Source organism: Candidatus Njordibacter sp. Uisw_039 (assembly GCF_047730075.1).
Classification (GTDB): Bacteria; Pseudomonadota; Gammaproteobacteria; order Pseudomonadales; family Balneatricaceae; genus Njordibacter.
The window spans coordinates 749,896-773,766 of record NZ_CP159831.1 but is presented as its reverse complement, the minus strand read 5'-3'; the positions used below and the strand labels follow the sequence as shown (position 1 = coordinate 773,766).

General features: G+C 46.1%; 24 protein-coding genes. All 24 read right to left on the bottom strand.

Annotated elements, in window-relative coordinates:
- Positions 1 to 37: 37 nt before the first annotated feature.
- Positions 38 to 1,282: a hypothetical protein gene (locus ABXT70_RS03695; protein ID WP_443641831.1), complete on the bottom strand. Its 1,245-nt coding sequence runs from the start codon at positions 1,280 to 1,282 to the stop codon at positions 38 to 40.
- 112 nt (positions 1,283 to 1,394) lie between these two features.
- Positions 1,395 to 2,537, bottom strand: a complete 1,143-nt coding sequence (flhB, locus tag ABXT70_RS03690; protein WP_443641830.1) for a flagellar biosynthesis protein FlhB — start codon at positions 2,535 to 2,537, stop codon at positions 1,395 to 1,397.
- A gap of 2 nt (positions 2,538 to 2,539) precedes the next feature.
- Positions 2,540 to 3,313: a flagellar biosynthetic protein FliR gene (gene fliR / locus ABXT70_RS03685; RefSeq protein WP_443641829.1), complete on the bottom strand. Its 774-nt coding sequence runs from the start codon at positions 3,311 to 3,313 to the stop codon at positions 2,540 to 2,542.
- A gap of 2 nt (positions 3,314 to 3,315) precedes the next feature.
- Complete coding sequence (fliQ, locus tag ABXT70_RS03680; RefSeq protein ID WP_443641828.1) at positions 3,316 to 3,588, bottom strand: flagellar biosynthesis protein FliQ; 273 nt, start codon at positions 3,586 to 3,588, stop codon at positions 3,316 to 3,318.
- Positions 3,589 to 3,599: 11 nt separating this feature from the next.
- The gene (gene fliP / locus ABXT70_RS03675; protein WP_443641827.1) at positions 3,600 to 4,364 is read right to left on the bottom strand and encodes a flagellar type III secretion system pore protein FliP; all 765 of its coding nucleotides are present in this window, start codon (positions 4,362 to 4,364) and stop codon (positions 3,600 to 3,602) included.
- Positions 4,361 to 4,747, bottom strand: coding sequence for a flagellar biosynthetic protein FliO (gene fliO / locus ABXT70_RS03670; RefSeq protein ID WP_443641826.1), 387 nt, complete (start codon positions 4,745 to 4,747; stop codon positions 4,361 to 4,363). Before fliO ends, fliP begins: the two co-directional genes overlap by 4 nt.
- A 9-nt stretch (positions 4,748 to 4,756) precedes the next feature.
- Complete coding sequence (gene fliN / locus ABXT70_RS03665) at positions 4,757 to 5,062, bottom strand: flagellar motor switch protein FliN (RefSeq protein WP_443641825.1); 306 nt, start codon at positions 5,060 to 5,062, stop codon at positions 4,757 to 4,759.
- A 36-nt stretch (positions 5,063 to 5,098) separates the two neighbouring features.
- The gene (fliM, locus tag ABXT70_RS03660; RefSeq protein ID WP_443641824.1) at positions 5,099 to 6,094 is read right to left on the bottom strand and encodes a flagellar motor switch protein FliM; all 996 of its coding nucleotides are present in this window, start codon (positions 6,092 to 6,094) and stop codon (positions 5,099 to 5,101) included.
- Positions 6,095 to 6,112: 18 nt separating this feature from the next.
- Complete coding sequence (locus tag ABXT70_RS03655) at positions 6,113 to 6,721, bottom strand: flagellar basal body-associated FliL family protein (RefSeq protein WP_443641823.1); 609 nt, start codon at positions 6,719 to 6,721, stop codon at positions 6,113 to 6,115.
- A gap of 52 nt (positions 6,722 to 6,773) precedes the next feature.
- On the bottom strand, positions 6,774 to 8,855 hold the full coding sequence (locus ABXT70_RS03650; protein WP_443641822.1) for a flagellar hook-length control protein FliK: 2,082 nt from the start codon (positions 8,853 to 8,855) through the stop codon (positions 6,774 to 6,776).
- 107 nt (positions 8,856 to 8,962) lie between these two features.
- Complete coding sequence (locus ABXT70_RS03645; RefSeq protein ID WP_443641821.1) at positions 8,963 to 9,406, bottom strand: hypothetical protein; 444 nt, start codon at positions 9,404 to 9,406, stop codon at positions 8,963 to 8,965.
- Between the two features lie 44 nt (positions 9,407 to 9,450).
- A complete protein-coding gene (locus tag ABXT70_RS03640) occupies positions 9,451 to 10,848 on the bottom strand; it encodes a FliI/YscN family ATPase (protein WP_443641820.1) in 1,398 nt (465 codons plus the stop codon).
- The gene (locus tag ABXT70_RS03635) at positions 10,814 to 11,968 is read right to left on the bottom strand and encodes a FliH/SctL family protein (protein ID WP_443641819.1); all 1,155 of its coding nucleotides are present in this window, start codon (positions 11,966 to 11,968) and stop codon (positions 10,814 to 10,816) included. The genes ABXT70_RS03640 and ABXT70_RS03635 overlap by 35 nt, the downstream gene beginning before the upstream one ends.
- Positions 11,961 to 13,010, bottom strand: a complete 1,050-nt coding sequence (gene fliG, locus ABXT70_RS03630) for a flagellar motor switch protein FliG (RefSeq protein WP_443641818.1) — start codon at positions 13,008 to 13,010, stop codon at positions 11,961 to 11,963. Before fliG ends, ABXT70_RS03635 begins: the two co-directional genes overlap by 8 nt.
- Positions 13,011 to 13,058: 48 nt before the next feature.
- Positions 13,059 to 14,804, bottom strand: a complete 1,746-nt coding sequence (gene fliF, locus ABXT70_RS03625) for a flagellar basal-body MS-ring/collar protein FliF (protein WP_443641817.1) — start codon at positions 14,802 to 14,804, stop codon at positions 13,059 to 13,061.
- 44 nt (positions 14,805 to 14,848) lie between these two features.
- Positions 14,849 to 15,184, bottom strand: a complete 336-nt coding sequence (fliE, locus tag ABXT70_RS03620) for a flagellar hook-basal body complex protein FliE (protein ID WP_443641816.1) — start codon at positions 15,182 to 15,184, stop codon at positions 14,849 to 14,851.
- Positions 15,185 to 15,197: 13 nt separating this feature from the next.
- The gene (locus tag ABXT70_RS03615; protein ID WP_443641815.1) at positions 15,198 to 16,685 is read right to left on the bottom strand and encodes a sigma 54-interacting transcriptional regulator; all 1,488 of its coding nucleotides are present in this window, start codon (positions 16,683 to 16,685) and stop codon (positions 15,198 to 15,200) included.
- Between the two features lie 131 nt (positions 16,686 to 16,816).
- Entirely contained in the window at positions 16,817 to 17,935 is a 1,119-nt protein-coding gene (locus ABXT70_RS03610) for a sigma-54 interaction domain-containing protein (protein ID WP_443641814.1), read from the bottom strand.
- 97 nt (positions 17,936 to 18,032) lie between these two features.
- Entirely contained in the window at positions 18,033 to 18,440 is a 408-nt protein-coding gene (gene fliS, locus ABXT70_RS03605; protein ID WP_443641813.1) for a flagellar export chaperone FliS, read from the bottom strand.
- Between the two features lie 68 nt (positions 18,441 to 18,508).
- Positions 18,509 to 18,931: a flagellar export chaperone FliS gene (gene fliS, locus ABXT70_RS03600; RefSeq protein ID WP_443641812.1), complete on the bottom strand. Its 423-nt coding sequence runs from the start codon at positions 18,929 to 18,931 to the stop codon at positions 18,509 to 18,511.
- 77 nt (positions 18,932 to 19,008) lie between these two features.
- Positions 19,009 to 21,036, bottom strand: coding sequence for a flagellar filament capping protein FliD (fliD, locus tag ABXT70_RS03595; RefSeq protein WP_443641811.1), 2,028 nt, complete (start codon positions 21,034 to 21,036; stop codon positions 19,009 to 19,011).
- A gap of 205 nt (positions 21,037 to 21,241) precedes the next feature.
- Positions 21,242 to 21,631, bottom strand: coding sequence for a flagellar protein FlaG (locus tag ABXT70_RS03590; protein WP_443641810.1), 390 nt, complete (start codon positions 21,629 to 21,631; stop codon positions 21,242 to 21,244).
- 76 nt (positions 21,632 to 21,707) lie between these two features.
- A complete protein-coding gene (locus ABXT70_RS03585; protein WP_443641809.1) occupies positions 21,708 to 22,856 on the bottom strand; it encodes a flagellin N-terminal helical domain-containing protein in 1,149 nt (382 codons plus the stop codon).
- 319 nt (positions 22,857 to 23,175) lie between these two features.
- Positions 23,176 to 23,859: a flagellar basal body L-ring protein FlgH gene (locus ABXT70_RS03580; protein WP_443641808.1), complete on the bottom strand. Its 684-nt coding sequence runs from the start codon at positions 23,857 to 23,859 to the stop codon at positions 23,176 to 23,178.
- Positions 23,860 to 23,871 lie beyond the last annotated feature (12 nt).

Below are 23,871 nucleotides of genomic sequence, written 5' to 3'. Positions count from 1 at the left end.
ATCTCAGTCGATCCAAAGCCTACAGGGGAAATGCAGGCTAGGGTTTGTCGTTGCGTTCTTGTAACGCTTCGCTATCAGTAGTTATATCGGCAGATTGTGAGCGAATCTTAGACATTTTTTTAGCTAATCTGCCAGATGATGCAGATTCTTGATTTTCTTCGTCCTGCACAGCGTCTTCAACATCCTTCATAGGGGTTGATGGCTGCGGTGTTGAAAGAGCGGCTACACCCGCTAAATTCACTTGGGAAGTCGAAGTAGGATCACGACCCTCCAGATGATCTTCACTGGCCTCCTTGCTTTTCTGGTGACCCATGTTAGCTTGCGTCACTGCAGCTTGATGTTCCGTTTCTCCATATAAGCCCACAGGTGCTGCTTGCACATCGGTATGGTGGCCCATCGCGGCGTTGCCTGCACCCACTTCAGCATGGTGACCCATTACGGCGTTGCCTGCATCCACTTCTGCATGGTGACCCATTACGGCGTTGCCTGCATCCACTTCTGCATGGTGACCCATTACGGCGTTGCCTGCATCCACTTCGGCATGGTGACCCATGGCGGCGTTGCCTGCACCCATTTCAGCGCCAGTTTCACCTTCTAACGTAACAAATTCAGCGTTGACACCAGTATGATGGCCCATTGCAACATTGCCAACTTCCACTTCAGTGGGTTCGTCACCTTCTAACCTAGCAAACCCTGCGTTACCGTCGACATGATGACCCATCTTCGCGTGACCAGCAGCCAACTCACTAACATCCTCTCCAGTGAGGCTAGCAGCCCCTGCTTTAGCGTCTGCATGATGACCCATCTGTGCTTGGCCTGCCGACCCAGCGTTATATTCCTCCCCCGGTAAACTAGCAGAACCCACACCAGAAGGCCGACGCCCTTCTAACTTAGCTTGAGACGCTGCGGGGGCATTGGAAGAGGCTTCGGAGACTATAGAAGCAGACGTCGAGCTTAAGGCCTTTTTTTGCGACAGATTATAGGCTTCTATTTGAGATCTTTGGGCAGCGGTAAGCTTTCGTGTTTTAGCAGGTGTGGCAGAGTTGGCATTTGGTTGAGCAGTCTTTCGATCACCCTTGGCGTAAAAACGATCCCAATCTTTGGCTAGTTCACTTTCTTGGCCTTTGGTATTGGATATGCGCTTTTGACTGGCGACAAAGTCTGCCTCGGCTTGATATTTATTGGTACTTTCTGTAGGTTCAGAAACAGTATATTCACGCGTTTTTTTGGTGTTCAAAACCCGTTTAAATAAATCTTTATTAACCTCAATGCCTTTCTTCAACAGCAAGTACTCCAGTGTTTTACATTATGTCCCTGCAGAGCAATACTTCCTTTTGAGGATAGTATAACCTTATATAACCACATCGTCACTCTTATAGCTAAAAAGCATAACCTTATATGGCTTCACCATCTTCGTTATAACGAAAATCGGCAGGCACATCGGGGTTTGGCTGCAAAGGTCGTGGTACGCCTGGAGTCACTGAGCTGAGTTGATAAACATAGGCGAGCACTTGGGCCACAGCAACAAATAAACCTTCTTCGATCTCTTCATTAATTTCACTGGTAAAATATAGCGCCCTAGCCAACAAAGGCATACGTAATATTTGCACACTTTCTGTTTCAGCCAATTCTCGTATACGTGCAGCCATTTCGCCTTGCCCCTTAGCTAAAACAACCGGCGCACCAGAGCCTGCTTGGTCATACACCAACGCCACGGCAAAATGCTGAGGGTTAGTGATTACAACGTCAGCATTCGTCACGTCATCTAACATTCGACCCATAGCCATTTCGCGCTGCCGCTGACGCACCTGAGCCTTCACTTCGGGACGACCTTCCATCTCTTTCATTTCGTCTTTGATGTCTTGCATCGACATCTTCAGCTTTTCAGTATGGCTGTATATCTGATAAGGCACGTCAATTGCAGCGATCACCAACAACGACAAACAGATGTAGAAAAAGGCCCATACTAAAATCTTACCCCCCTCTTGGAATGCCCTACCCAAAGGCATTTGCGCCAAGGCCAAAAGATGGTCAGTTTGTGAAGCAATCACTAAATAGCCAATACCAGCCACTAAAATGAATTTAACTAAAGCCTTCGTCAGTTCCATAAGGGCTTGGGTGCCCAGCATACGCTTGAGGCCCGAAAGTGGGTTGAGCTTACTAGCCTTAAAACCAATAGCTTTGGTAGAAAATAACCAGCCTCCAATCAGAGCAGGGGTAATTAACGCCAATATTAAGGTGAGCACGAAAAAAGGCATTACCGAGAGAATGCCTTCAACTAAAGTGCCTAGAAAAACACTTGGTAAAAGGCTGGTATCCATTATCAAGGCACGATCAATGGTCAAAGCAGAGCTTAGCATTTGCGAAATATCATCAATAATGGTTCCGCCCGTCATCAGCAAAAAGGCCGAACCCAGCACCATCATAATAGCCATGGAAAGCTCTTTTGATCGCGGCACCTGCCCGTCTTCACGTGACTTTTCAAGCTTTTTAGCCGTGGGTTGTTCGGTTTTTTCCTGGGAGCTGTCTTCAGCCATGGCTAGCCCACACCCAATAACAGGCGTATCTGCTGAAACGCCTGAAACCATAAGTTTTGTACGTTACCCATAAAGCTAGGTAACAATACAATCAAAACCATAATGCCCATTAACAAAGTTAAAGGAAAGCCTACAGCAAATACATTTAAGCTGGGCGCAGCCCTAGAGATCACGCCTATGGCACTGTTAGTGAGTAATAAAACAACCATTGCTGGTAGTGCAATCATGGCCGCGCCACTAAACAACAACACAGACCACTGCAATACATCCCAAACCATTGCCATTTCTAACTGAGGTTCCCCAATAGGCCACAAGCGGAAGCTATCGAGCAATAGCTCAATAAGAATGAGATGGCCACCAATGGAGACAAACACTAAGGTTCCGAGTATCACAAAAAGTTGAGATATGACAGGAGTTTGCACACCACTGTTAGGATCCACCATCATGGCAAAACCCAAACCCATGGACAGAGCAATAAATTCGCCCGCAGCGCTTACTGCGGCGAACACAATTTGTAATATCAGCCCCATCATCACCCCAATGACCACCTGTTCCATAAGCATCACCAAGCCTGCGCCAGACAGTACATCAACGATGGGCCAATCATGTAACGGGTAAATGAGAATAGTAAGAACCAAAGCCAAGCTGATACGTATCGTGGTGTTAACGCTCATTGCCGAGAATATAGGGGTAGCAAGGAGGCACGCGCTAATCCGTGTCATGGGCCACAAGAAGGTGTAAAGCAACGCTAGTACGTCATCCCAAACGGCAAACATAGTTAACCAATAATACCTGGTATACGTTCAATTAAACGAGAAGCAAAGTCAGTCAGCACAGTGATTTGCCAAGATCCAAACAGATACAGCACTAACACCAAGGCCACTAACTTAGGAATAAAACTTAAAGTCATTTCGTTAATCGATGTCGCCGCTTGCACAATACCAATGAGCAAGCCCACCACTAGCGCTATCCCGAGCATGGGGCCTGCAATAGTTGCGGTAACTAACAAGGCCTCTCGGCCAATATCTAATACAGTACCTTGATCCATCATCAACCTCCACGTCAGGTATAAAAACTACTGGCTAAGGTACCTAATATCAAAGCCCAGCCATCTATCAGCACAAACATCATGATTTTAAACGGCAATGAAATCATCATCGGCGATAACATCATCATACCCATGGACATAAGCACACTAGCAACCACTAAATCGATCACCACAAACGGCACAAACAATAAAAACCCAATCTGGAATGCAGTTTTTAATTCGCTAGTTAAGAAGGCGGGTATCAACAATTGCATAGGCACGGTCTCTGGCCCATCAAGTTCTTGTTGGCCTGAGATTTGTGCAAACAGTTCAATGTCGGATTCACGGGTTTGTTTCAGCATAAATTCACGTAAGGGCTGCTGAGCTACTTCAAAGGCCTGCATAAAGTCAGACTGATCGTTTAGATACGGTTGAATAGCTTCATCATTTATTTGGGTAAATACAGGGGCCATAATAAACAACGTTAAAAATAGCGCTAAACCCAACAACACCTGATTAGGTGGAGTTTGGTTGGTACCTAAAGCTTGTCGCAATATCGACAAAACGATAATAATGCGGGCAAAAGAGGTCATCATCAACAACAATGCTGGCAGCATTGTAAGTAATGTCATTAACGCTAGAATTTGCAGTGTTAAACTGTACTCTTGCTGGCCATCAGCATTGGTTTCAACAACCACACCAGGTATAAAGCTATCGGCTGCGCTGACTTGAGGTGCAATAGCCATCAATAACAACATACTGATAGCTGGCAACCAGCCTATGGCGCGCCTCATGCTCATAACGTGTCCTTGTGTTTTACAGTTTGAGTGTGTCGACCCAGCAATTGAGAAAACTGCTGGGATAAACCTGAACGAGCGGGCTCTGATACAGAACCTTCTCGGGGGCCTAGTGAGGAAGGATCGCCTTCTTGAGCATCAAGCTCAGCTAATAGACGAATATTGTGTGCAGTGACTCCCAATAGAAGGGATCTGCCATCCACTTCTACAAGTAACAATTTATCGCGGTTACCTAATGCCATAGCTTCTACAAATCTAAGTCGACGCCCACCTTGAGGCCGCCGCTGCATAAACCATCGCGCAGCAAATACCATGGCCAGCAAAATGGCCAATACCAGCAACAAGCTGCCTATAGACTGCAACAACAACTGGGTATCACCTAACATAAATAGGCCTTAAATTTTGCGTATACGGTCAGCAGCATCAAGCACTTGGGTCAATCGGATACCATAACGCTCATTGACCACCACAACTTCACCTTTAGCAATAATGGTATTATTAACACATACATCAATGGACTCTCCAGCTAGGCGGTCAAATTCAACCACACTACCTTCGCTCAAGCGCAACAAATCTTTAATTTTTAGCGTTGAACGACCCACTTCCGCAGACAAAACTACGGGAATGTTTTGTAATATATCTAGGTCTAGCTCGTCCTCAAAGGTGGACAAGGCAGCCGGGGCTAATTCTTCTTCGCTCACGGGTATTTCCTCTATTTATCTACTATTAGAGACACTTTAGTCCCATAAGTCTACTTCATAATCGTCCATCTTCACTTCACCCATAATTTTCACAGCGGCATGACCATTAGAACTGCCATACACGCCACTAAACAGGGGAATACCTTCCGATGTAACAGTTACAGTTTCCGGCATTTTAATCGGAATAACATCACCTACTTTAAGCTTACGTAGCTCTAACAAGTTAATTTGAGGGTTAGCAAGATCAGACTTTATATCCAAATCAACGTCTTCAATAGCCACCTTAAGATAGTTATTCCAAATTCGCTCATCATCAATATCACTATCACCAATCACCTGGTTGCGTAACAGATCACGAATAGGCTTCATGGCTGCGTAGGGGTAAATTATTTGTATGCTGCCATTAATGTCGTGGGCCATATCAATATTGAACTTATTAATAATCACCAAATCATTTTCTTCTACAATACTAGTGAATTGCGGGTTTACTTCGGAGTTAATAAACTCAAAAGCCACCGTGTACATCGGAGCCCAAGCCGCTTTCATGTCTTGAAACACTCGTTGCAGGATCATTTGGATAATACGGTACTCTGTGGGTGTAAAATCCCTAATGCCTGATATTTCTGTATGAGAACCTGCGCCACCAAAAAAACTATCAAGTGAGTTAAAAATCAATTGTGGGTCAATAACAATTAACATGGAACCACGCAAGGGTGGGATCTTAACCACGTTTAAAGAAATGGGCGTAGTGAGGCTCGCCATGTGGGCGGAAAAACGTTCCACATCTACTGGCTGAGCTTCAATTTTCGGCTGATAGCGCAATAAACTTTTTAAGCTAATACGGAACAAACGCGCAAAACGCTCGTTGATCATATCCAATGAGCCCAAGTGAGACGTTAAAGTACTGTCTTCACTCGCAATGTCGTACTCTTCTGTTTCCGCGTCTAAGTTATAGGCTTCGCCCTCATCGCTTTCGCCCAACTTGACCAAAGCTTGAATTTCTTCTTCTGAGAGTAGTTCATTGTCACTCATACTGCCCAAACTCCTAGTTTACTGAATTACAAACTCGGTAAAGAATACTTCTTCGATGCCACCAAAGTCTTCATAGCCAATTAAAACTTGGTTCATGCGCGCTTTAATGGCGTTGGCCAGTTTTTGTTTATCGGTCACGGTGGCTAACTGATCCTTGTTGTAAGTAGACACTTCCATGATGATGGCTGAACGAACAGCCAGTTCATGTTTGTATACGTTATCTACAACACGTTGGTCATAATGGGTCATAAAGCCCATAGTAAACTGACAAAACTGCTTACTGCCCGACAGATTAACCGTAAACGAACGCTCCATCTCATTGTAGAGTTGATCGAATTTCTGACCTTCTGGCATTTCTTTAGATACCTTGTCTAAAGGTTTAGGAACGTTAGGATCAACCCCTTCAGCACCTTCAGCACCTTCAACACCTTCAGCAGTAACTTCTTGGGTAATAACATTACCATCTTCATCTACTACTATAGGCTTTGCATCAAAAGCTCCCGTTAGGAACAGGGTGCCACCAATACTCATAGCAATAAGTAAAATACCAATGATGACAAATAGCAAAACTTTAACTAAGCCACCTTTCTTCTTTTCTTCGCCTTCTACTACTTCTTCGTCTGCCATGGTTAGCCTTCCTTCTTAACTTCTAAAATGTGGGTTACTTAGTCTTTACCGACTAAGCAAAGGTATCTATATCACCATCATGGTTACTGCGATTATTTGCCGCACCCATTGGAGTTTGTTCTTCGTTGGAATTTCTTACGGTTTGACTCAATTGCCAATCAGGCTCTTCGCCACGGGCTTGTTGTTGGCCTCTATTATCGCTGCCTACAGACACACCTGACAATTGTAAGCCACTATCTTCAAGCTGCTCCTTAAGTCGGGGTAAGCTTGATTCAAGCAGTTCACGCACTCCTGCGTTAGCACTTAAAAGCTGAGTCTGTAACACGCCATCTTCCATTACCAAGTTAATACTCACTTGCCCCAAACGCGCCGGATTTAGGGATAAGTTGGCTTGCCAACGTCCTTCCTTAACCATGCGGTGCAGTTGTTGGCCCAATTGATCCTGCATTTGGCGTGCCGCCAGTTGAGCTGAGCTGTCACCTTGCATAAGGCTAGTGAAGCGTTGGCCTAGGTCCATAGTAGCTGCGTCTGAACTCAGAACGACACCCACCGCAGTGGGCACATTAGCTAATGATGATGCAGCCTTAAAGTTGGCCCCAGTGTAACTGCCTAGAGCCTGTGATTCCAGTGAATTCGTGGCGTTAGTGGCTGCTGAAGCACGCCCTGTTAACTGGTCTAACTTTTGCACCAATGATGGCGCAAGTGTAATGGCGGCGTATGTTGTGGCGGCGTTAGAGCCAGTAGCTGAAGCCGCTTTAGCTTTGGTCTGTGTTAACACTTTATTAATGGAGTTTGCTAACTGCGTTTTTTTGTCAGGCACCTGACTAACAGCACCAGTTTGGCGTTGCTGTAAAAATGATTGAGTCGCTACTTGTGGTGTTAAAGCTAGCGCTGAGGGTGTGCCTCCAGGAGACGCAGTGCTGCTAGCAGCCGCCGTATTGGCAGCCGCGGTGCTATGTTGGCTGCGCACCTTAATGACATCTGCATCATTTAGCGGTAGTGAATCTAACGATCGAGTAGCCAGTGCCTGCGCACTAGTGGCAGCCTGTGGTTGACCTTGGAGAGGGGGCTGAACTTGAACTTGAACTTGAACCTGAACCTGTGGCTGAACCTGTGGCTGAACCTGTGGCTGAACCTGTGGCTGAACCTGTGGCTGAACTTGAGCCGGAACCTGTGGCTGAACTTGAACCGGAACCTGTGGCTGAACTTGAGCCGGAACCTGTGGCAGAACTTGAGCCTGAACCTGTGGCTGAACTTGAACCGGAACCTGTGGCTGAACTTGAACCGGAACCTGTGGCTGAACTTGAGCCTGAACCTGTGGCTGAACTTGAGCCTGAACCTGTGGCTGAACTTGAGCCTGAACCTGTGGCTGAACTTGAGCCTGAACCTGTGGCTGAACTTGAGCCTGAACCTGTGGTTGAACTTGAGCCTGAACCTGTGGTTGAACTTGAACCGGAACCTGTGGTTGAACTTGAACCGGAACCTGTGGCTGAACTTGAGCCGGAACCTGTGGCTGAACTTGCACTTGCGGTTGAGCCAAAACTTTTACTGTCGTCTCTGCCGCAGCATCAAGTACGTTTGTTGTTGCAACTACTTGAGCTTGACCTGGCTTAAAGCCCATGCCTATGGCGGCACTAGTTTGAGCGTTAAGAGATCCACCGTTTGTCGCTGGCTTTACCGTGCTTTGAAGGACTAAACTCGCGATGGCAGGGTCTATACCTAACTGAGTAGCTAAGTCTTGCAATTGTTGATCAGAAAAATCTACCTTACTATCGGCAAACTGCGATACGGCCGCCGCTACTGGAGTCTGCGGCATGTCTATCACAGGTTGCAATTGAGTAATAAAGCTCAGATCATCAATTTGCGATTGTTGTTGTGGGGATAGAGTGGCTAGAAGTTGCTGCGAAGACTGCGTCTGTTGCAACATAGACATGGCATTAGTCGGCAAACTGTTGCCGGCTGGCAGGCCATTGCCACCTGGTATTGCTGGCGCAGCTCCGCCCGTCTGGCCGCTTAAAATCTGTTCAAACAAGCCTGCAGAGGTGGTAGATTTAGCTGCCAAGTTCGAGCCAGCACCAGCTGCGCTGGGGGCGCCGGTCGCTTTAAGTAAACTTAGCAAATCTATTTGAGCCATAATAATCAGCCTGCACTAGTGTCAGTTATTCGTCAGAATAGCCATAATCAGCTATTCTTCAGCATTGTCACATAATACTATGCAAGAATCGCTCCAATGCACATTAGTTAACTGCGATTATACATTTGTGTGGCAAGGGCATCCATTTGTTTTGTATCCAGGGCTTTGTTTGCCGCCAGCTGCTCTACGTGTGCCTTCTCTGTAAGCTTGTCACTCATACGAGACTTTTGTAACTTGAGCATGGTGTGGGCCTGTGCGTGCTGCAACTTCTGATCCAGATCTTGGCGTTGGCGCAATTGATCCACTTCCATTTGCATTAACTGCTGTAAAAACTTTCGCGTTCGCACCAGCTTCTCAGTGGTACTAGTGCCTTCTTGCAAGTTGATTAAGTCTTGTTGATAGTCTTGTTGGTATTGGCGTACTTGAGCTACCGAAGCGTCAATGCTTTCAATCATCTCCCTAACCTGCTGCTCGCTTTCGAGTGCTTGCTGGTATTGTTGGTACTGTATTTTACCCAAACTGGCAAATCGATCCATTTTGCTGATAGTCATAATCCTACTCCGCTTTATGCTGCCGACGCAGCATTAACGTGTCGTTAAGGCATGGCCTGCAGGGTTTCCGATTGCTGGAATTCGTGTTGTGGCGGTTGCGCAAGGATTTGTAAATGATCCAAGCTCGTTGCCATATCACACGAGTCATGCATTCCTTGTTGCAAGAATCGATCCATATCTAGCTTTTTATCTAACGCTTGGTCTAAAAGAATATTTTTTCCTGCCTGATAAGCGCCCACGGTGACTAAATCTTTATTATCAGCGTAGCTGTTTAGCCACTGGCGTAGCTGTTGGCCAGCCTGCTTTTGTCCTAGGCCCTGTAGCGCTGGAGCTAAACGGCTAATAGATTGATTAATATCTATGGCCGGGTAATGACCAACGCTGGCTAACTCACGGCTCAGCACAATATGCCCGTCTAATACAGATCGAGCTGCGTCAACTACTGGGTCTTGCTGATCATCGCCTTCTGCCAATACTGTATAAAAAGCAGTAATAGCACCCTGGCTGTCTTCGTGCCCATTGCCGGCTCGCTCCATTAAATTGGGAATTAGGGTAAACACCGAGGGCGGGTAGCCCTTAGTGGTAGGTGGCTCGCCAACAGCCAAGCCAATTTCACGTTGCGCCTGTGCCACCCGGGAAATAGAGTCCATTAATAACAAAACTGACTTGCCTTGGTCTCTAAAAAATTCTGCAATGGTGGTGGCCAGCCTTGCTGCATGCAATCGTGTGACCGGAGACGTATCACCAGGGGCCGCAACAACTACAGAGCGAGCAAGTCCTTCTTCTCCCAATGAGTCGAGTACAAATTCTTGAACTTCTCGCCCACGCTCGCCTATAAGACCAATCACAATCACTTCCGCTTGAGTAAATCGTGTCATCATGCCCATGAGGATGCTTTTACCCACACCCGAACCTGCCATCAAACCTAATCTCTGGCCACAACCTACCGTAAGAAGTGCGTTAATACTGCGCACACCTACGTCTAAAGCTTGATCAATAGGCCTGCGCTTCAGTGGGTTAATAGATTGTCCCAAAATACTGCGGTATTCTTCTGCCACAATATCTGGTCCACCATCAAGTGGCTGGCCCATACCATCTAAAACACGGCCTAGCATAGACCTGCTCATAGCAGTATTTTGTGATTGCAATTGCGGCTTCACTTTAAAACCGGCAGCAATACCCTGCACACTTCCAAAAGGCATTAGCAATAATTTGCCGTCACCAAACCCCACAACTTCCGCCATGAGTGTTGTCCCATTAGGGCCAATAATATCGCAGTAGGACCCCACGGGTGCGTTCACACCAGTGGCCTCCAAAGTTAACCCAACCACACGCGTCAACACACCTTGTGATCGTGCGTGCTGGAGTTGAACTTGCCCAAGGCTTTGAGACAACTTATCGGCTAAGCTAGTCATCTTCAGTAGGGCTCTTAAGATGTTCATCTGGCACACCAGTCAACAAGGCATCGGCCTCAAGCACTTCTTCCAAGTCATCCGTCGCAAGTTCAGTGTCTTGTTGCTCATTAAGCTCAGGCGCTTCAGCCTGTTCTTGTGCCGGCTCTGCCGAAAGGTCTTGAAGATCTTTCGGTTCCATTTCTGATTCTAATTCTATTTCTGGTTTTAACTCCGACTCCATCTCTGACTTAATCTCAGGTTCAATCTCTGACTCAACCTCTGACTTAATCTCAGGTTCAATCTCTGACTCGATCTCTGGCTCAATCTCTGGCTCAATCTCTTGTATAGGATCAACAAATTTTTTATCTACAAAACCAAATGCTTGCTGAGATATTTGGGCCAAACGATCTTCCATTAAATCTTCCACCCAACTATCTGCGTGTTCTACTTTAACGCTGCCCATAGACACGTCTTTACTTGGCTGTAATACAACCTGGTCTGGCAAGCCATTATGTTGTTGCAAGCGTTCAAATTCGAAGGGGTTCATATGTACTTGGATAGTAGACTGGGTAATTTGAAGCTGTTCCATACTCAGCATAATTAAACGCTCAATAGCTTTTGAGGATAAACTTAATTCACCACGCACTAACTGCTTGGCTAAGTGCAAGGCCAAGGTTTGCATGGGCTGAAGTAATTCATCAGATAAAGTCTCAGTCACTTGAGCTAAATGCCCTAACGCCACTTTCATGTCTTGGTTACGTTGCTCTTCTAAAGCCTGAGTTTGTTGCTGACCAGCTTCAATACCCTTAGTTTCACCTTCAGACTGACCCAAGGCAAAGCCCTTGTCATAACCGTCTTGATAACCGGCGTCATAACCTTCTGCTTGGCCGGCACTCATCATTTGTGGTGATTCACCAACACCATCTTCGACAGCAGCAGAAAAACTAGCTTCTTCATGGGGCGCATCAAACACCTGCCAATCTTCATTTTTTGCCTGAGCCTGGCTCACTACAGATACTTCAGCTGGAGAAAAATCATCTTTTTGTGGGATTTTCTCAGGCGACGTAAGAGAAAAGAAGGGAGAGAAATCGACCCCAGCTCCGGCTAGGGGCGTGTCCCACGCCTGATAATCGCCGGCAAGGCTATGTATAACTACATTATCAGACAAAATCAGCTCCACCACCTAACATCATTTCACCATCATCAGACAAACGTCTCGCTGTACGAAGGATATCCTTTTGAGCTGCTTCCACTTCACTTATACGCATGGGGCCTTTAGCCTCCATATCGTCAAGGAAGAGCTCACCAGCACGTTTAGACATGTTCTCCAAAAACTTATCTTTAACCAGATCATCAGCGCCCTTCAAGGCCACCATCAGCTGATCTGATTCGATGTTACGAATAAGTACCTGAATACTGCGAGCATCAACGCCCTCAAGGTTATCAAATACAAACATATTATCCTGAATGCGGGTGGTGAGGTCTTCATCACGATTCATGAGGTCACCCATGATTTTGGTTTCCATTTCAGACTTAGTGAAGTTCATGATCTTAGCCGCCTGCGTTACACCACCCACATTGGACGACTTTACTGCAGAGTTGCTGGTAAACTGTTTCTGCATGATGGTCTCAAGCTCTTCTAAAGCTTCTGGCTGAATGGTCTCCATCTGCGCCACTCGCATAATAATTTCTGGGCGCAACTCTTCTGGCAAATAGTGCAGCACGTCGGCAGCTAGCTCATGCTCTAAGAACGATATAATAATAGAAATTATTTGTGGGTGTTCGCCACGAATCATCTCGGCAATAGACCGGGAGTCCATCCAGTTAAGGATGTCTAACCCGCCGCTTGCCTGTGTAGGAATAATTCGATTAAGCACACTGGCTGCTTTGTCCTCACCCAAGGCTTTGGTCAGCACTCGTTGTACGTAATCGCTGGTGCCCATAGACAGGTTGGTTTGTTGTTTCATGGTCAAGACAAATTCATCCAGCACCAAATCTACCGCGCCCTGCGAAACGTTAGCCACAGACACCATAGCCGCACCTAAATGCTGCACTTCACGCGGTGGTAGATGCATGATGACGTTCGCCGCCTCTTCCTCTCCCAAAACCATCATAATAATAGCGGTCTTTTGGGTTTTGGATAAGGTTTTAAACTCCGCATCGTCCTTTAAGTCGATGGTCGGTTCTTTGTTTTCTTTTTTATCAGCCATAGTGCTTTCTCGTCTCTAAACTCGCTGTCGCCGTGGTATTGGCAAACCTTAAAGGTCTTGCTTTACCCAATTGCTCATGACACCAGCAACGCGCTTAGAATCTTCTGTAACTAACATGCGCATTAACGCTACTTTATCATCATAACTGTTGGCAGTATCTAACATATCCATGGATACAGAAGACTTCTTCGGGCGCATTCTCGCCTTCATTTCTTCTAAGGTTTCACCCTCAATCATTACTTCTTCTTCAGCTGCCTCAGCAAGAGGTTGTCCATCAGGGCCAAATTGCACACCTGCACCACTGCCCTGAACCACCACCTCAGCACTCACCAGCTTTTTAATTGCCGGCCTAAGCACCACTAGGATAAATATCAAAGCCAGCAGAGCTATCAAGACTTGGCGCACTAAATCCTGCGCCCAAGTTTGTTCCCACATAGGTGTTGGTGGAATTGCTGCTTCTATCTGAAATGCCATGCCCAACACAGTCACATTGTCACCACGCTGGTCATCAAAACCGACAGCTGTTTTAACTAGGCTTTGAAAGCGTTCAATTTGATTTTCTGTTAGCGGCTGGCGCACCTGTTCGCCTTCATCGTTAGTGATGAACGGTTCATCGATAACCACTGAGATACTTAGCCGTTGTAGCTCACCCGTAGCAAGCTTGGTATGCTGAATAGTACGGTCGATTTCATAATTACGCGTACGGTTAAGAGCTCCTGAGGAATCTCCCCCCGTCAAGCCACTTTCAGTCACAGAAGTTGTTTCAGTTTGATTTTCTTGCATAACTGGATCTAAAGGTGGCTCATTAGATAAGGCACCAGGCACACCCTGACCTGAGACACCCGATTGACTGCCTTCCCCTTTACTAAGCTGTTCACTTCGGATGGCAATAGTATTGGGATTAAAATTCTCTTGCGTCATTTCCTGCACCGTAAAGTCCATATCGGCATTTACTTCTGCACGCAACTTATTGGCACCTACCAACGGGCCTAGCAATGACTGAATACGTTGCTGGTACATTTTTTCCAGCTTATTACGATAACTTAACTGCTTATCGCTCATACCTAGGCCACTTAAGTCCTGATCATTTGCCAATAAATTACCAAATTGGTCCACTACAGAAACATTTTGAGCCTCTAAGTAGGGCACACTGGAAGCCACCATGTGCACCACGGCCTGAGCTTGGGCCTCAGACAAACGACGCCCTTGAGCCAAGGTCAAAATCACCGACGCGGTTGGTTCAACACGGTCGCGTACAAATACAGATTGTTTAGGCACTGCAAGGTGCACTCGGGCTGCTTGTACTGCTTGAATACTGCTAATTGAATGTGCCAATTCTTCTTCAATGGCTAATTGGTAACGCTTTTGTTCGATAAACTGGCTGGTACCCATAGACTGCTGTTCACGGATCATGGCAAATCCATCTGTAGACGTGGCAGGTATACCTTGGCTAGCCAACACCATTTTGGCCTGATGATAGAGATCATTAGGCACACTCACGGAGCCAGTGGCAGCATCAATTTCTACCGTCATACCAGCTTTTTGTAAGCTTTCAAAAGCGGCAGCCTGATCCACCCCGCTCATGCCTGGAAATAATGGTCGGTAACTTGCCTTATTTAACGACATGTACACCATCACCATCACCAACAAAGCAAACACAGTAACGGCTAAGGGTAAGGTACGACGTACAGCAGGTTGCGCCAAAAATTCAGCCCATATACCTTGTGGTACGGATTGCCCAGGATTAACTGCACCTGGTGGTAATGCCGCTTGATTCATTGTTGTCTCTGCCATGGGATCATCCTAAAACTTTGTCGTTATTGTTATTTATTGAGAAGTTAAACTGGCATCTTCATGATGTCTTGGTAGGCGGACAACACTTTGTTTCTCACCTGTAGAGTAGCCTGATAAGCCATAGACGATTTCTGCATACTTAACATAACGTCTGCTAAAGGGATATCTGCGCCACGGTCATATGCCTCAGCCATGCTCTTTGCCGTCATTTGAGTTTCATTTACAGATTTCAGGCTAGAAGATAATGCTTCGCCAAAGCTAGAAGCACCTTCCGCTTGGTTTACACCACCAATACCTGGTGACTGTGTCTGTGATTGGCTGGCCATGATGCGCATCTGGTTGATCATGCCCTGCATTGAGTTTGCGCTATTTACATTCATATGTTATTTCTCTTTAGCTAGGGATGGCCATACCAAGATCTTTCATCTTGGCTAGCTTATAACGTAAAGTTCGTGGGCTAACACCCAATTCAAGAGCGGCGTCTTTGCGGCTGCCATTCAGGCGATCCAAGGTATTAATAATCATCTTTTGTTCACTGTCTCGCGCCACTTCAGACAAACCACGATTTTGTAGGTCTTGCCCAACGAAGCCACCATCCGTACCAGTTGCTTGATATACTTGGTGGTTCTCTAGCTCTTCTGTTTGTTCCAAGGCTTGTGGCATCGAGCTACGGTTTTGCACGAGGCCAAGGTTTGGGATTTGCTCCATAAAGTCATCCAGCCCACCATCCACTAGCAAATGTTCCAGCCCAATAGAGCCCCCCACTGCTAGCACCAAGGCACGCTGAACCACGTTTTCTAGCTCTCGCACGTTGCCAGGCCAAGAGTAAGATTGTAAAAACTCCAATACCGCTTTATCGAACTGAGCATTAACCGCCATTGCGCCCATAGTGCCACGGTGACGTTGCAACAAGAATTGAGCAATGGGTAAAATATCTTCGGCCCGTTCTTTAAGGGGTAATAACTTAAGAGGGAATACGTTTAAACGGTAATAAAGGTCTTCTCTAAAACGCTTCTCTACGACTTCTTTTTGTAAATTGCGGTTGGTAGCGGCGATAATACGCGCGTCTAGCTTAATGACTTCTGTGCCACCCAAGCGCTTAAGTTCCTTTTCTTGCACTACTCGCAGCAACTTGGCCTGTAAAGAAAATGGCAGTTCGCCCACTTCGTCCAAAAATAAAGTGCCACCCTGCGCCTGTTCAAACAAACCTAAATAACGCTGATGAGCCCCCGTAAAGGAACCCTTCTCGTGGCCAAAAAGCATATCTTCCAGCATAGTTTCTGGAATCGATGCGCAGTTAACCGCCACAAACTCACCTTTAAATCTAGGTGATGCTTGGTGAATATGCTTAGCTAATACTTCTTTGCCCGCACCAGACTCACCGCCAATAAGAACAGTGACATCGGTTTGTGCAACCCGCTCAGACAGCGCTAACAGCTGTTGGCTACGAATGTCTCGGCAGATAAAACCATCTGGTTGGCTGGCTAAGAGCTGGCCCAAATAGCGCTTAAAGCGGCCGGGTTCAATGGGGAGAGTGAGTACGTTCTTGGCGCCTAAGGCCATCGCTTCCACGGCCGTGGCGACATCGTTAGCTTCAACCAACACCAGCACACTAGCACGGTGCAGTGAGGCAGCTAATTGTTTAAAGACGGAGGCCAAGGGTATTTGTAAGCTGGTGGCATTGATGACCAACAAATCAATCTGGCTACGGATCAACAAAACTGCCAATTCGCTTAAGTCGTGGGCTGGCAACGCTACCATGCCGGCACTACTCGCCATTTCGGCAAGCATATCTAGGCCAGTATCCTGGCTATCTAGTAATGCGACTGTTGCGTTAGTGTTGGCCATCATTGATTCCGTTTGTGGTTTGCCAAAGGGCATAAAAACTATTCACAAACTTAAATGCAATTTTGATGCCACAAACACCAACATAACTTAAAATGTTGTTTTAAAAGGTTTTTTGTTAATAAAATGAGCGCTTTTACAAGAAGATCGACGACATTACGTCAACATTAACTGGCTTCTTGTAGCTGGTACTTCTTGATTTTTTCGATCAATGTCGTACGCCTGACACTTAGCAGTTCCGAGGCCTTACTTACATTACCTAACGTTGCATCGAGCGCTTTTTGGATAAGCTGGGTTTCCACCGCAATTAACTGCTGTTTAAGGTCACACCCTTGACTAATGTCTATGCAAGACACCAATACGTCCGCTAATTCTTGAGTGTTAACAGGCTCGTCATCAACTATTAGGGGATCAAATAAGCTTGGAGGAACAGCCACCGCTGAAGCCATAGGTGTGCTTGCAGCTGCCTGGGGGTGCAAAGCTAATTCGGCCTGACCCTCCACTGCCATCATTTCTGATACCAGCATAGGAGCGCCGGGCTGGAGATTTTGCAAGGTAATTTCGCTGCCTGGGTACAAGATACTCATGCGCTCTACTAGATTGCGCAACTCACGACAATTGCCCTTCCATTGGCGCTGCATAAGCTCGTGAGCCGCTGCAACAGAAAGAGAGACAGGAGCATCACCTTCAAAACAAAGGCCTTTTGCAAAAAAATCCCACAGTAATAAGATGTCTTCGCCACGCTCGCGTAAGGGGGGCATTTGAATAGGAAAGACATTAAGCCGGTAATAGAGGTCTTCACGAAAGTCACGTGCAGCGACTTTATCAGATAAATTTTGATGCGTGGCTGCAACGATACGCACGTCAATGGCCCGTGGTTTCTCGCTGCCTACCCGGTCAATAACCTGTTCTTGTAATACCCGCAGCAGCTTAACCTGCATATTGAGGGGCATCTCACCGATTTCATCTAGCAGCAAAGTGCCCTTATCGGCTAGTTCAAAGCGCCCTTTTTTAGCGCTAGAGGCACCAGAAAACGCACCTTTTTCATGGCCAAATAATTCACTTTCAAGCAGTTCTGAAGGAATAGCGCCACAGTTAACAGGCACGTACGAGTGTTCACAGCGGCTAGATTCTTGGTGTAATGCCTTAGCGACAAGTTCCTTACCGGTGCCAGATTCACCCAGTATAAGTACAGAAGCGTTCGACTGCGCAACCTGTTGAATGAGCAGTTTAACCTGCTGCATAGGTGCTGAGTTGCCCAACAATAAAGAATCGGTAATTGACATAGATCAAGCTCTACAAACTGGAACCGTCAAAATACCGACATATTCAATTCAGTGCAAGTAAAACACTTAATTACTTTGTAACCAAGTGTATCAGTGGCTAGTTAACCTTTTGCATATAGTGCATATCCAAAGGAATTTTTTCCCAAGACTCACGAATATCTTTCAACATAGTTTGAATACCTTGAATAGTCTCAGCGTCATTTTTGAACCCAGCCCGAAACAATTCTTGCGCCATGTATTGATACAATGAATACAAGTTGTCTGCCAGCTCACTATCGGAATTCATATCCAACAAATCGCGCATGCCATTGATAATGGCGATTGAGCGCGTGTTTTGCTTACCCCGTAGTTCAATATTTTTTTGCTGAATAGCACCAATGGTCATACTCATGGCCTCAATAGCCCCATCAAATAACATCAGTACCAATTGATGCGGTGAGGCATACGTGGTTTGAGTCTCGTTCTTTATTTGTCCGTATTGGGCCAAGGCCGCGATAGCGTTCATCTTAGTGTTCCTTTGATATATAGGCTTACAATATATATATCGTCAGGAATCACATTTTCCTTAGCGCTTTAGGTATTATTTTTAAAAGATTTAACCGAACTCACTTGGTGCTTATTGGGGGGAATCTGCGCCCAGCTTTCTCTTATGGTTTTCAATAACAACCGAACATTTTCAATAGCTTCCCGATCAGAGGCCCGGTTGGCTTGAAATAGTTGGTCCACAATGTACTCGTATAGGTCTCGCAGATTATTTGGCAGCTCACCCTGTCTAAAATCTAAACAATCTTTTAGACCATTAACGACCGCTATGGCCTTACTAATCATCTTACCTTTGAGTTCATAGTCGGAGCGAACTATCGCCTGTTGGGCCACACCCATAAATTCGATTGCACCATCAAATAACATGAGCGTTTTTCCATGCACAGATGCAAACTCTGCCTGCGCATCATGCTTTGCACGGCCATACTGCTCTAGAGGTGATCGTTTAAACATTATTCATTATCATCCTTTAATAAGGAGGCCAAAACATTATTGTTTAATTTTAATACAAGGACCGTAACATTAACTAATTAATCATTATTTGAAGTAAATGGTAAATTATCCAGGGATGATTTAAGGTACTCTTGCGTCGACTTCATTTCGTCCATGATTTTACTCATGGTGCTAAATTGTTTGGTGTACCGTGTCTCGATTGAAACCATTTTTTTGTCTAAAGCTACCTGTTCAGTTAACAACGACGCAGCTTTACTGGAATAACCTTTTTCCCGTAGCTTAACAAGGCCATCAAAGGCCAGATAAGCATCGATCTGCGTGACAAGGTCACCAGCAATACCGCGGCTGGCCACACCATAGCTGGTCATGCTGTCGGTGTTGGCACTAAACATCATAGTGATATCACTATAGTAACTGGTCAGTGCCGCAGATAAGACGGTATCGTCAACTACAAAGGTGCCACTTCGATTTATTGACACGCCGATGTCCGACATACTTACCTTAGTATTACCTGGTGTCGAACTGTCTGATGTTAAAAAGCTACGCACCTTAGTTTTAAGACTGTTGATAGAGGCATCAGACTTTAAGCCCCCTTCTTCTGTCGTCGCTGAGCCACTCGCGGTCAGGCCTTTAATGACACTTTCGAAACTATTATAGGCCGTTACTAGGTCTTTAATCGCAGCCTTAGCTACACCGGTATCTCGACTCACCGACAGGACAACATCAGCACTAGTCACAGCCATTAGGTTTAGCTTAATCCCCGATACCACGCCGTCTACCTGGTTACTTGCGCTAGAAACAGACAACCCATTGACACTAACTGTGGCATTTTGCGCAGCTTGTATTTTATTACCGTCGGAACCAGCGGTCGTGTCTGCAGTTGAAATAGTAAGATCAACAGAGCCGTCAGTGGTGCCACCAATGGTGCCTTTGGTCATCTGAGTATCGCTTGCAACGTCACTGGTGATAGTGAAAGCCACGCCACTGCCAGAAACCGCAGCAACTGTGATCCCAGATGCAGCATTTACCTTTGCCGCAAGCAGAACAATTGTATTTGATGCGCTCGAAGAATAGTCCTGTGTGTAAGTAGTACCTCCGTAAGTAAACTGCGCACTTCCTCCGCTAGCGACTGCAGCACCCAGTGTATAGGTGTCCACTTCCAGCACGTTTGTGGTTTGTAAACCAAACACAGAGTCAGTAATCGTTAGCGCATTACTGCCCCCTTGTGGGCCTTCAACAATAACACGGTAAGTACCATTACTAGTCTCTACGAGGCGCGCTGACACTTCAGCAGTGAGAGCATTTATACCAGTAACTAGGTCAGTCAAAGATGTCGATCCCGCCACAAGAGTAACAGTTTCGGCCGCACCTGAACCCACCTGTATAACCACCGTTGCTGCTGATGATCCGTTCTGATCGACTGTCACAGCGCCCACACCAGCGGTCGTGTCTGCTGTTGAAATGGTAAGATCAACAGAGCCATCAGTGGTGCCACCAATGGTGCCTTTGGTCATCTGAGTATCACTTCCAGCGTCTTTAGTGATAGTGAAAATTGTACTACTAGTGGCAGCCGCAGTCACCGTTGACCCAGCTGTGCCGGCATTTATGGCTGCTACAAGCCCGCTCATTGTCGTTGCTGCGTCCGTGTCAAAGGCTTGGGTGTAAACAGTGCCTCCATAGGTAAATGATGCACTACCTCCGCTAGCGACAGCAGCACTGAGTGTATAAGTGTCTGCCTCTAGCGTCTCTGAAACACTGCCAGACTGGTACACATCATTTTGTGCCAATTGGCTCACGCTAACTTTATAGGTACCAGGCAGTGCCGCGCCAGAATCGAAGTTGGCCGATATAACGGCAGGCGCCGAATTATTTAACGATGAGAAGTTAAAATCAACTTTGTCATCCACCTTTGTGAAGGCTGTCCGCAACGTTTGTAGGGAAGATTTAAGCTCAGCCATGCCCGAAACTTGGGCATCGACATCGGCAGTCCGACGATTAATGGATGACTGCTTAGTGGCTTTATCTGCTTCAACTAGGGCAGTAACGATTTTTTTAGTATCGAAACCTGCACCTACACCCATCGCTTGTAAATAATCAGTGGCCATAATCCCTCCTCTCACTTACCCCCTCTCAACAAGGACATAAGTGGCAAGTATTTGCCGTTTTATAAAATTTTCTATTACTGCATAACTTGTAGCAAAAATTGTGCCACTTTTATTAGTTTCTCTTGATCAATAAGTTCGAAAGCAAAAAAAACAGCGCCCGATTAGGGACACTGTTTTTAATTTTCCAAACTTATCTTAGGTTTGGTTAAGTTTTTTTATTAAATATCAGTCCCATCATTTGATCGATATTTTGCATAGCTTTTAGTGCTTCTACACTAGGCATTTGCCTTATTAGTTCACCAGTATTTTTATTACTAACCCGAACTACATCCTTACCCGTTGCTGCATCCGTGCTAAATAAAACGGCTTGATTACGCGAAACCATGGCTTCGTTTAACTCTACAATTTTAGCCTCAAGTTCCGTATTTGAAATAATCGGCTCTCGATTAATAACAATTTTGGGAGTCTTTGGCACTGGGTTAGGTTGAAGCTTTTGCACAACTTCTGCCTTAGCTACTGGCTGTTTATGACCAGCGTTATTACCAACCGCTTGTGGGGGTATTTGCAAACTGGTTACAACTGCTTCAATTGCCATGATACCCTCCCGTTAACAAGTTTTATTTCTTGGCAAGTGATGGGTGAACCCACCACCTACCTATAAGGTTAACGCATTACTTAAGTAGCGACAACACACTTTGGCCAGAAGCATTAGCCTGGGCTAACATTGCTGTACCTGCTTGCTGCAAAACTTGCGCCTTAGCAAGGTTTGCAGACTCTACTGCGTAGTCAGCATCTTCAATCCGAGACTGCGCAGCGGACTGATTTTCTGAGACATTCATCAAGTTATTCACAGTATGACCCAGCGTATTAGATGCTGCACCGAGAACTGAACGGTAAGCATCTACAGTTGCAAGCGCATTATCCACACTGGTGACAGAAGCGTTTGCAAGTGCAACGGTAGTCACACGCGAGGCATCTAACTTGGTGGCAGCGTCAGTTGTTACGGTAAGAATATTCGCAGTCACAGCACCTGAAGAGGTAGAAGCACCAGTTATAGTCAAAACTGTAGCACTAGAAGTAACTGAAGCGATTTCATCATCCGCTGCTACTTTCGCCGAAAAAAGGGCCATAGTGTTAGCCGCAGTTCCTGAGAACGCTTGAGTATATTCCGTACCTCCAACTGTTAACCTAAGGGTATCACCAGCTGTCGCGGCGGCTGCCAAAGTCTGGGTTGATACCTCTGCAGTAGTATCAATGACATAAGCTGCAGTAATGGCTTTCACAGCCAAATGATCCGTCGTTGTTGCGCCACCACCAATAGCGTCAGCGGCCATATCCTGCAACACAACAGTAGATGTATCTGAGGCTCCGTCACCAATATGAAAGGTAATTGTACTAGTAGCGCCAGTTACGAGAATTGCATTAAAGTCAGTGTCTTCAGAAATACGCGTAATTTCAGTTGCAAGAGCCACAAACTCGGTATTCATTGCAGTTAAATCTGTCGCCGCATAAGTGCCGTTAGACGCCTGTACTGCCAGCTCTTTCATTCGATTAAGAATGTCACTCACTTCTTCTAGAGCGCCTTCAGCTGTTTGGACGAGCGATATACCATCGTTGGCATTTCTTACGGCTTGATTAAGGCCTGTCACTTTAGACTCCAATTTATTGGCAATTGCCAAACCAGCTGCATCGTCCATGGCTGAGTTGATGCGCTTACCAGAAGATAAACGCTCCATGGAAGTTTCCATGTCAGCGCGTGAAGATGCCAAATGACGTTGTGCTGTTAAAGATGCTACGTTTGTTCCGATTACCATGCTCATGATAAGTACTCCTAAAGTAAATAAACCGACCCTATTTCTATACGATCTCCGAGCTGGAAATCGCTCGATCAAGGCCGGGTTGGAATAGCCTTTGGATTAACTATCGGCGGACTCATGAGGAACTTTAGGGTTTTTATGAATTATTTTTGGATTACTTCACAGAGTTTACAAGGATTGGGAGGGAGGATTGCTTTACAGGTCACAATGACAAGAGTGAATCGTTCACAAGCATGGGGAGGGAGTTTCGCTTCACTCTGTGGCAAAGCCAAGAGTGAAGCGTTTACTAAGATGGAGTTACGGGCTTCTATAACCTTAGGACTTAGAAAGGCCAAATCTTATAGAACAACTTCGTGCCCCAACCCGCCTTAGTAGCGTCCACATAGTCGCCGTCGCCACTGTAGCTAATTTCTGCGTTGGCAATGCGCTTAGATAATACGGTGTTGTCTGGCTGCACATCTTCTGAACGGATCATGCCGGAAATCTGAATATATTCGTTGCCATCATTAAGGGTAATCATCTTTTCACCACGGATGATCAAGTTGCCGTTGGTGAGCGCCCGCACAACGGTGGCCGAAATATCACCACCCAGGGTATTAGATTGTGAGGTGCTGCCTTTACCGGTGTTATCGATAGTACTAGCAGCCATGGCAGTGGAAAGGGTTGCATCTCCTTTTAAGATAGTGGGTATCACATTATTGTTGGCTGTACGTGAGGTTACATTACTAGCACTTTTTTCAGACATGGTTTTTTCGCGCAGTATAATGGTAATGATGTCACCTACGCGATAGGCCTTCCGATCGCCGAATAAACCATCGTTAATACCGCCAGAGTAAACAGAGCCATCGGCTACCGTTTTTTCAATGGGCACTGGTGGTAACACCGGTGAGAAATCACTGGTTTTAATCGGCATGGGCTTACTGGCGCATGCACTGAGCAATAGACAAGTGAGGATCAATGCGCCCACTTTGGGTGTCTGTTTGTTTGTGAGCTTTAACTTAGCCATGTGTTTCACCTA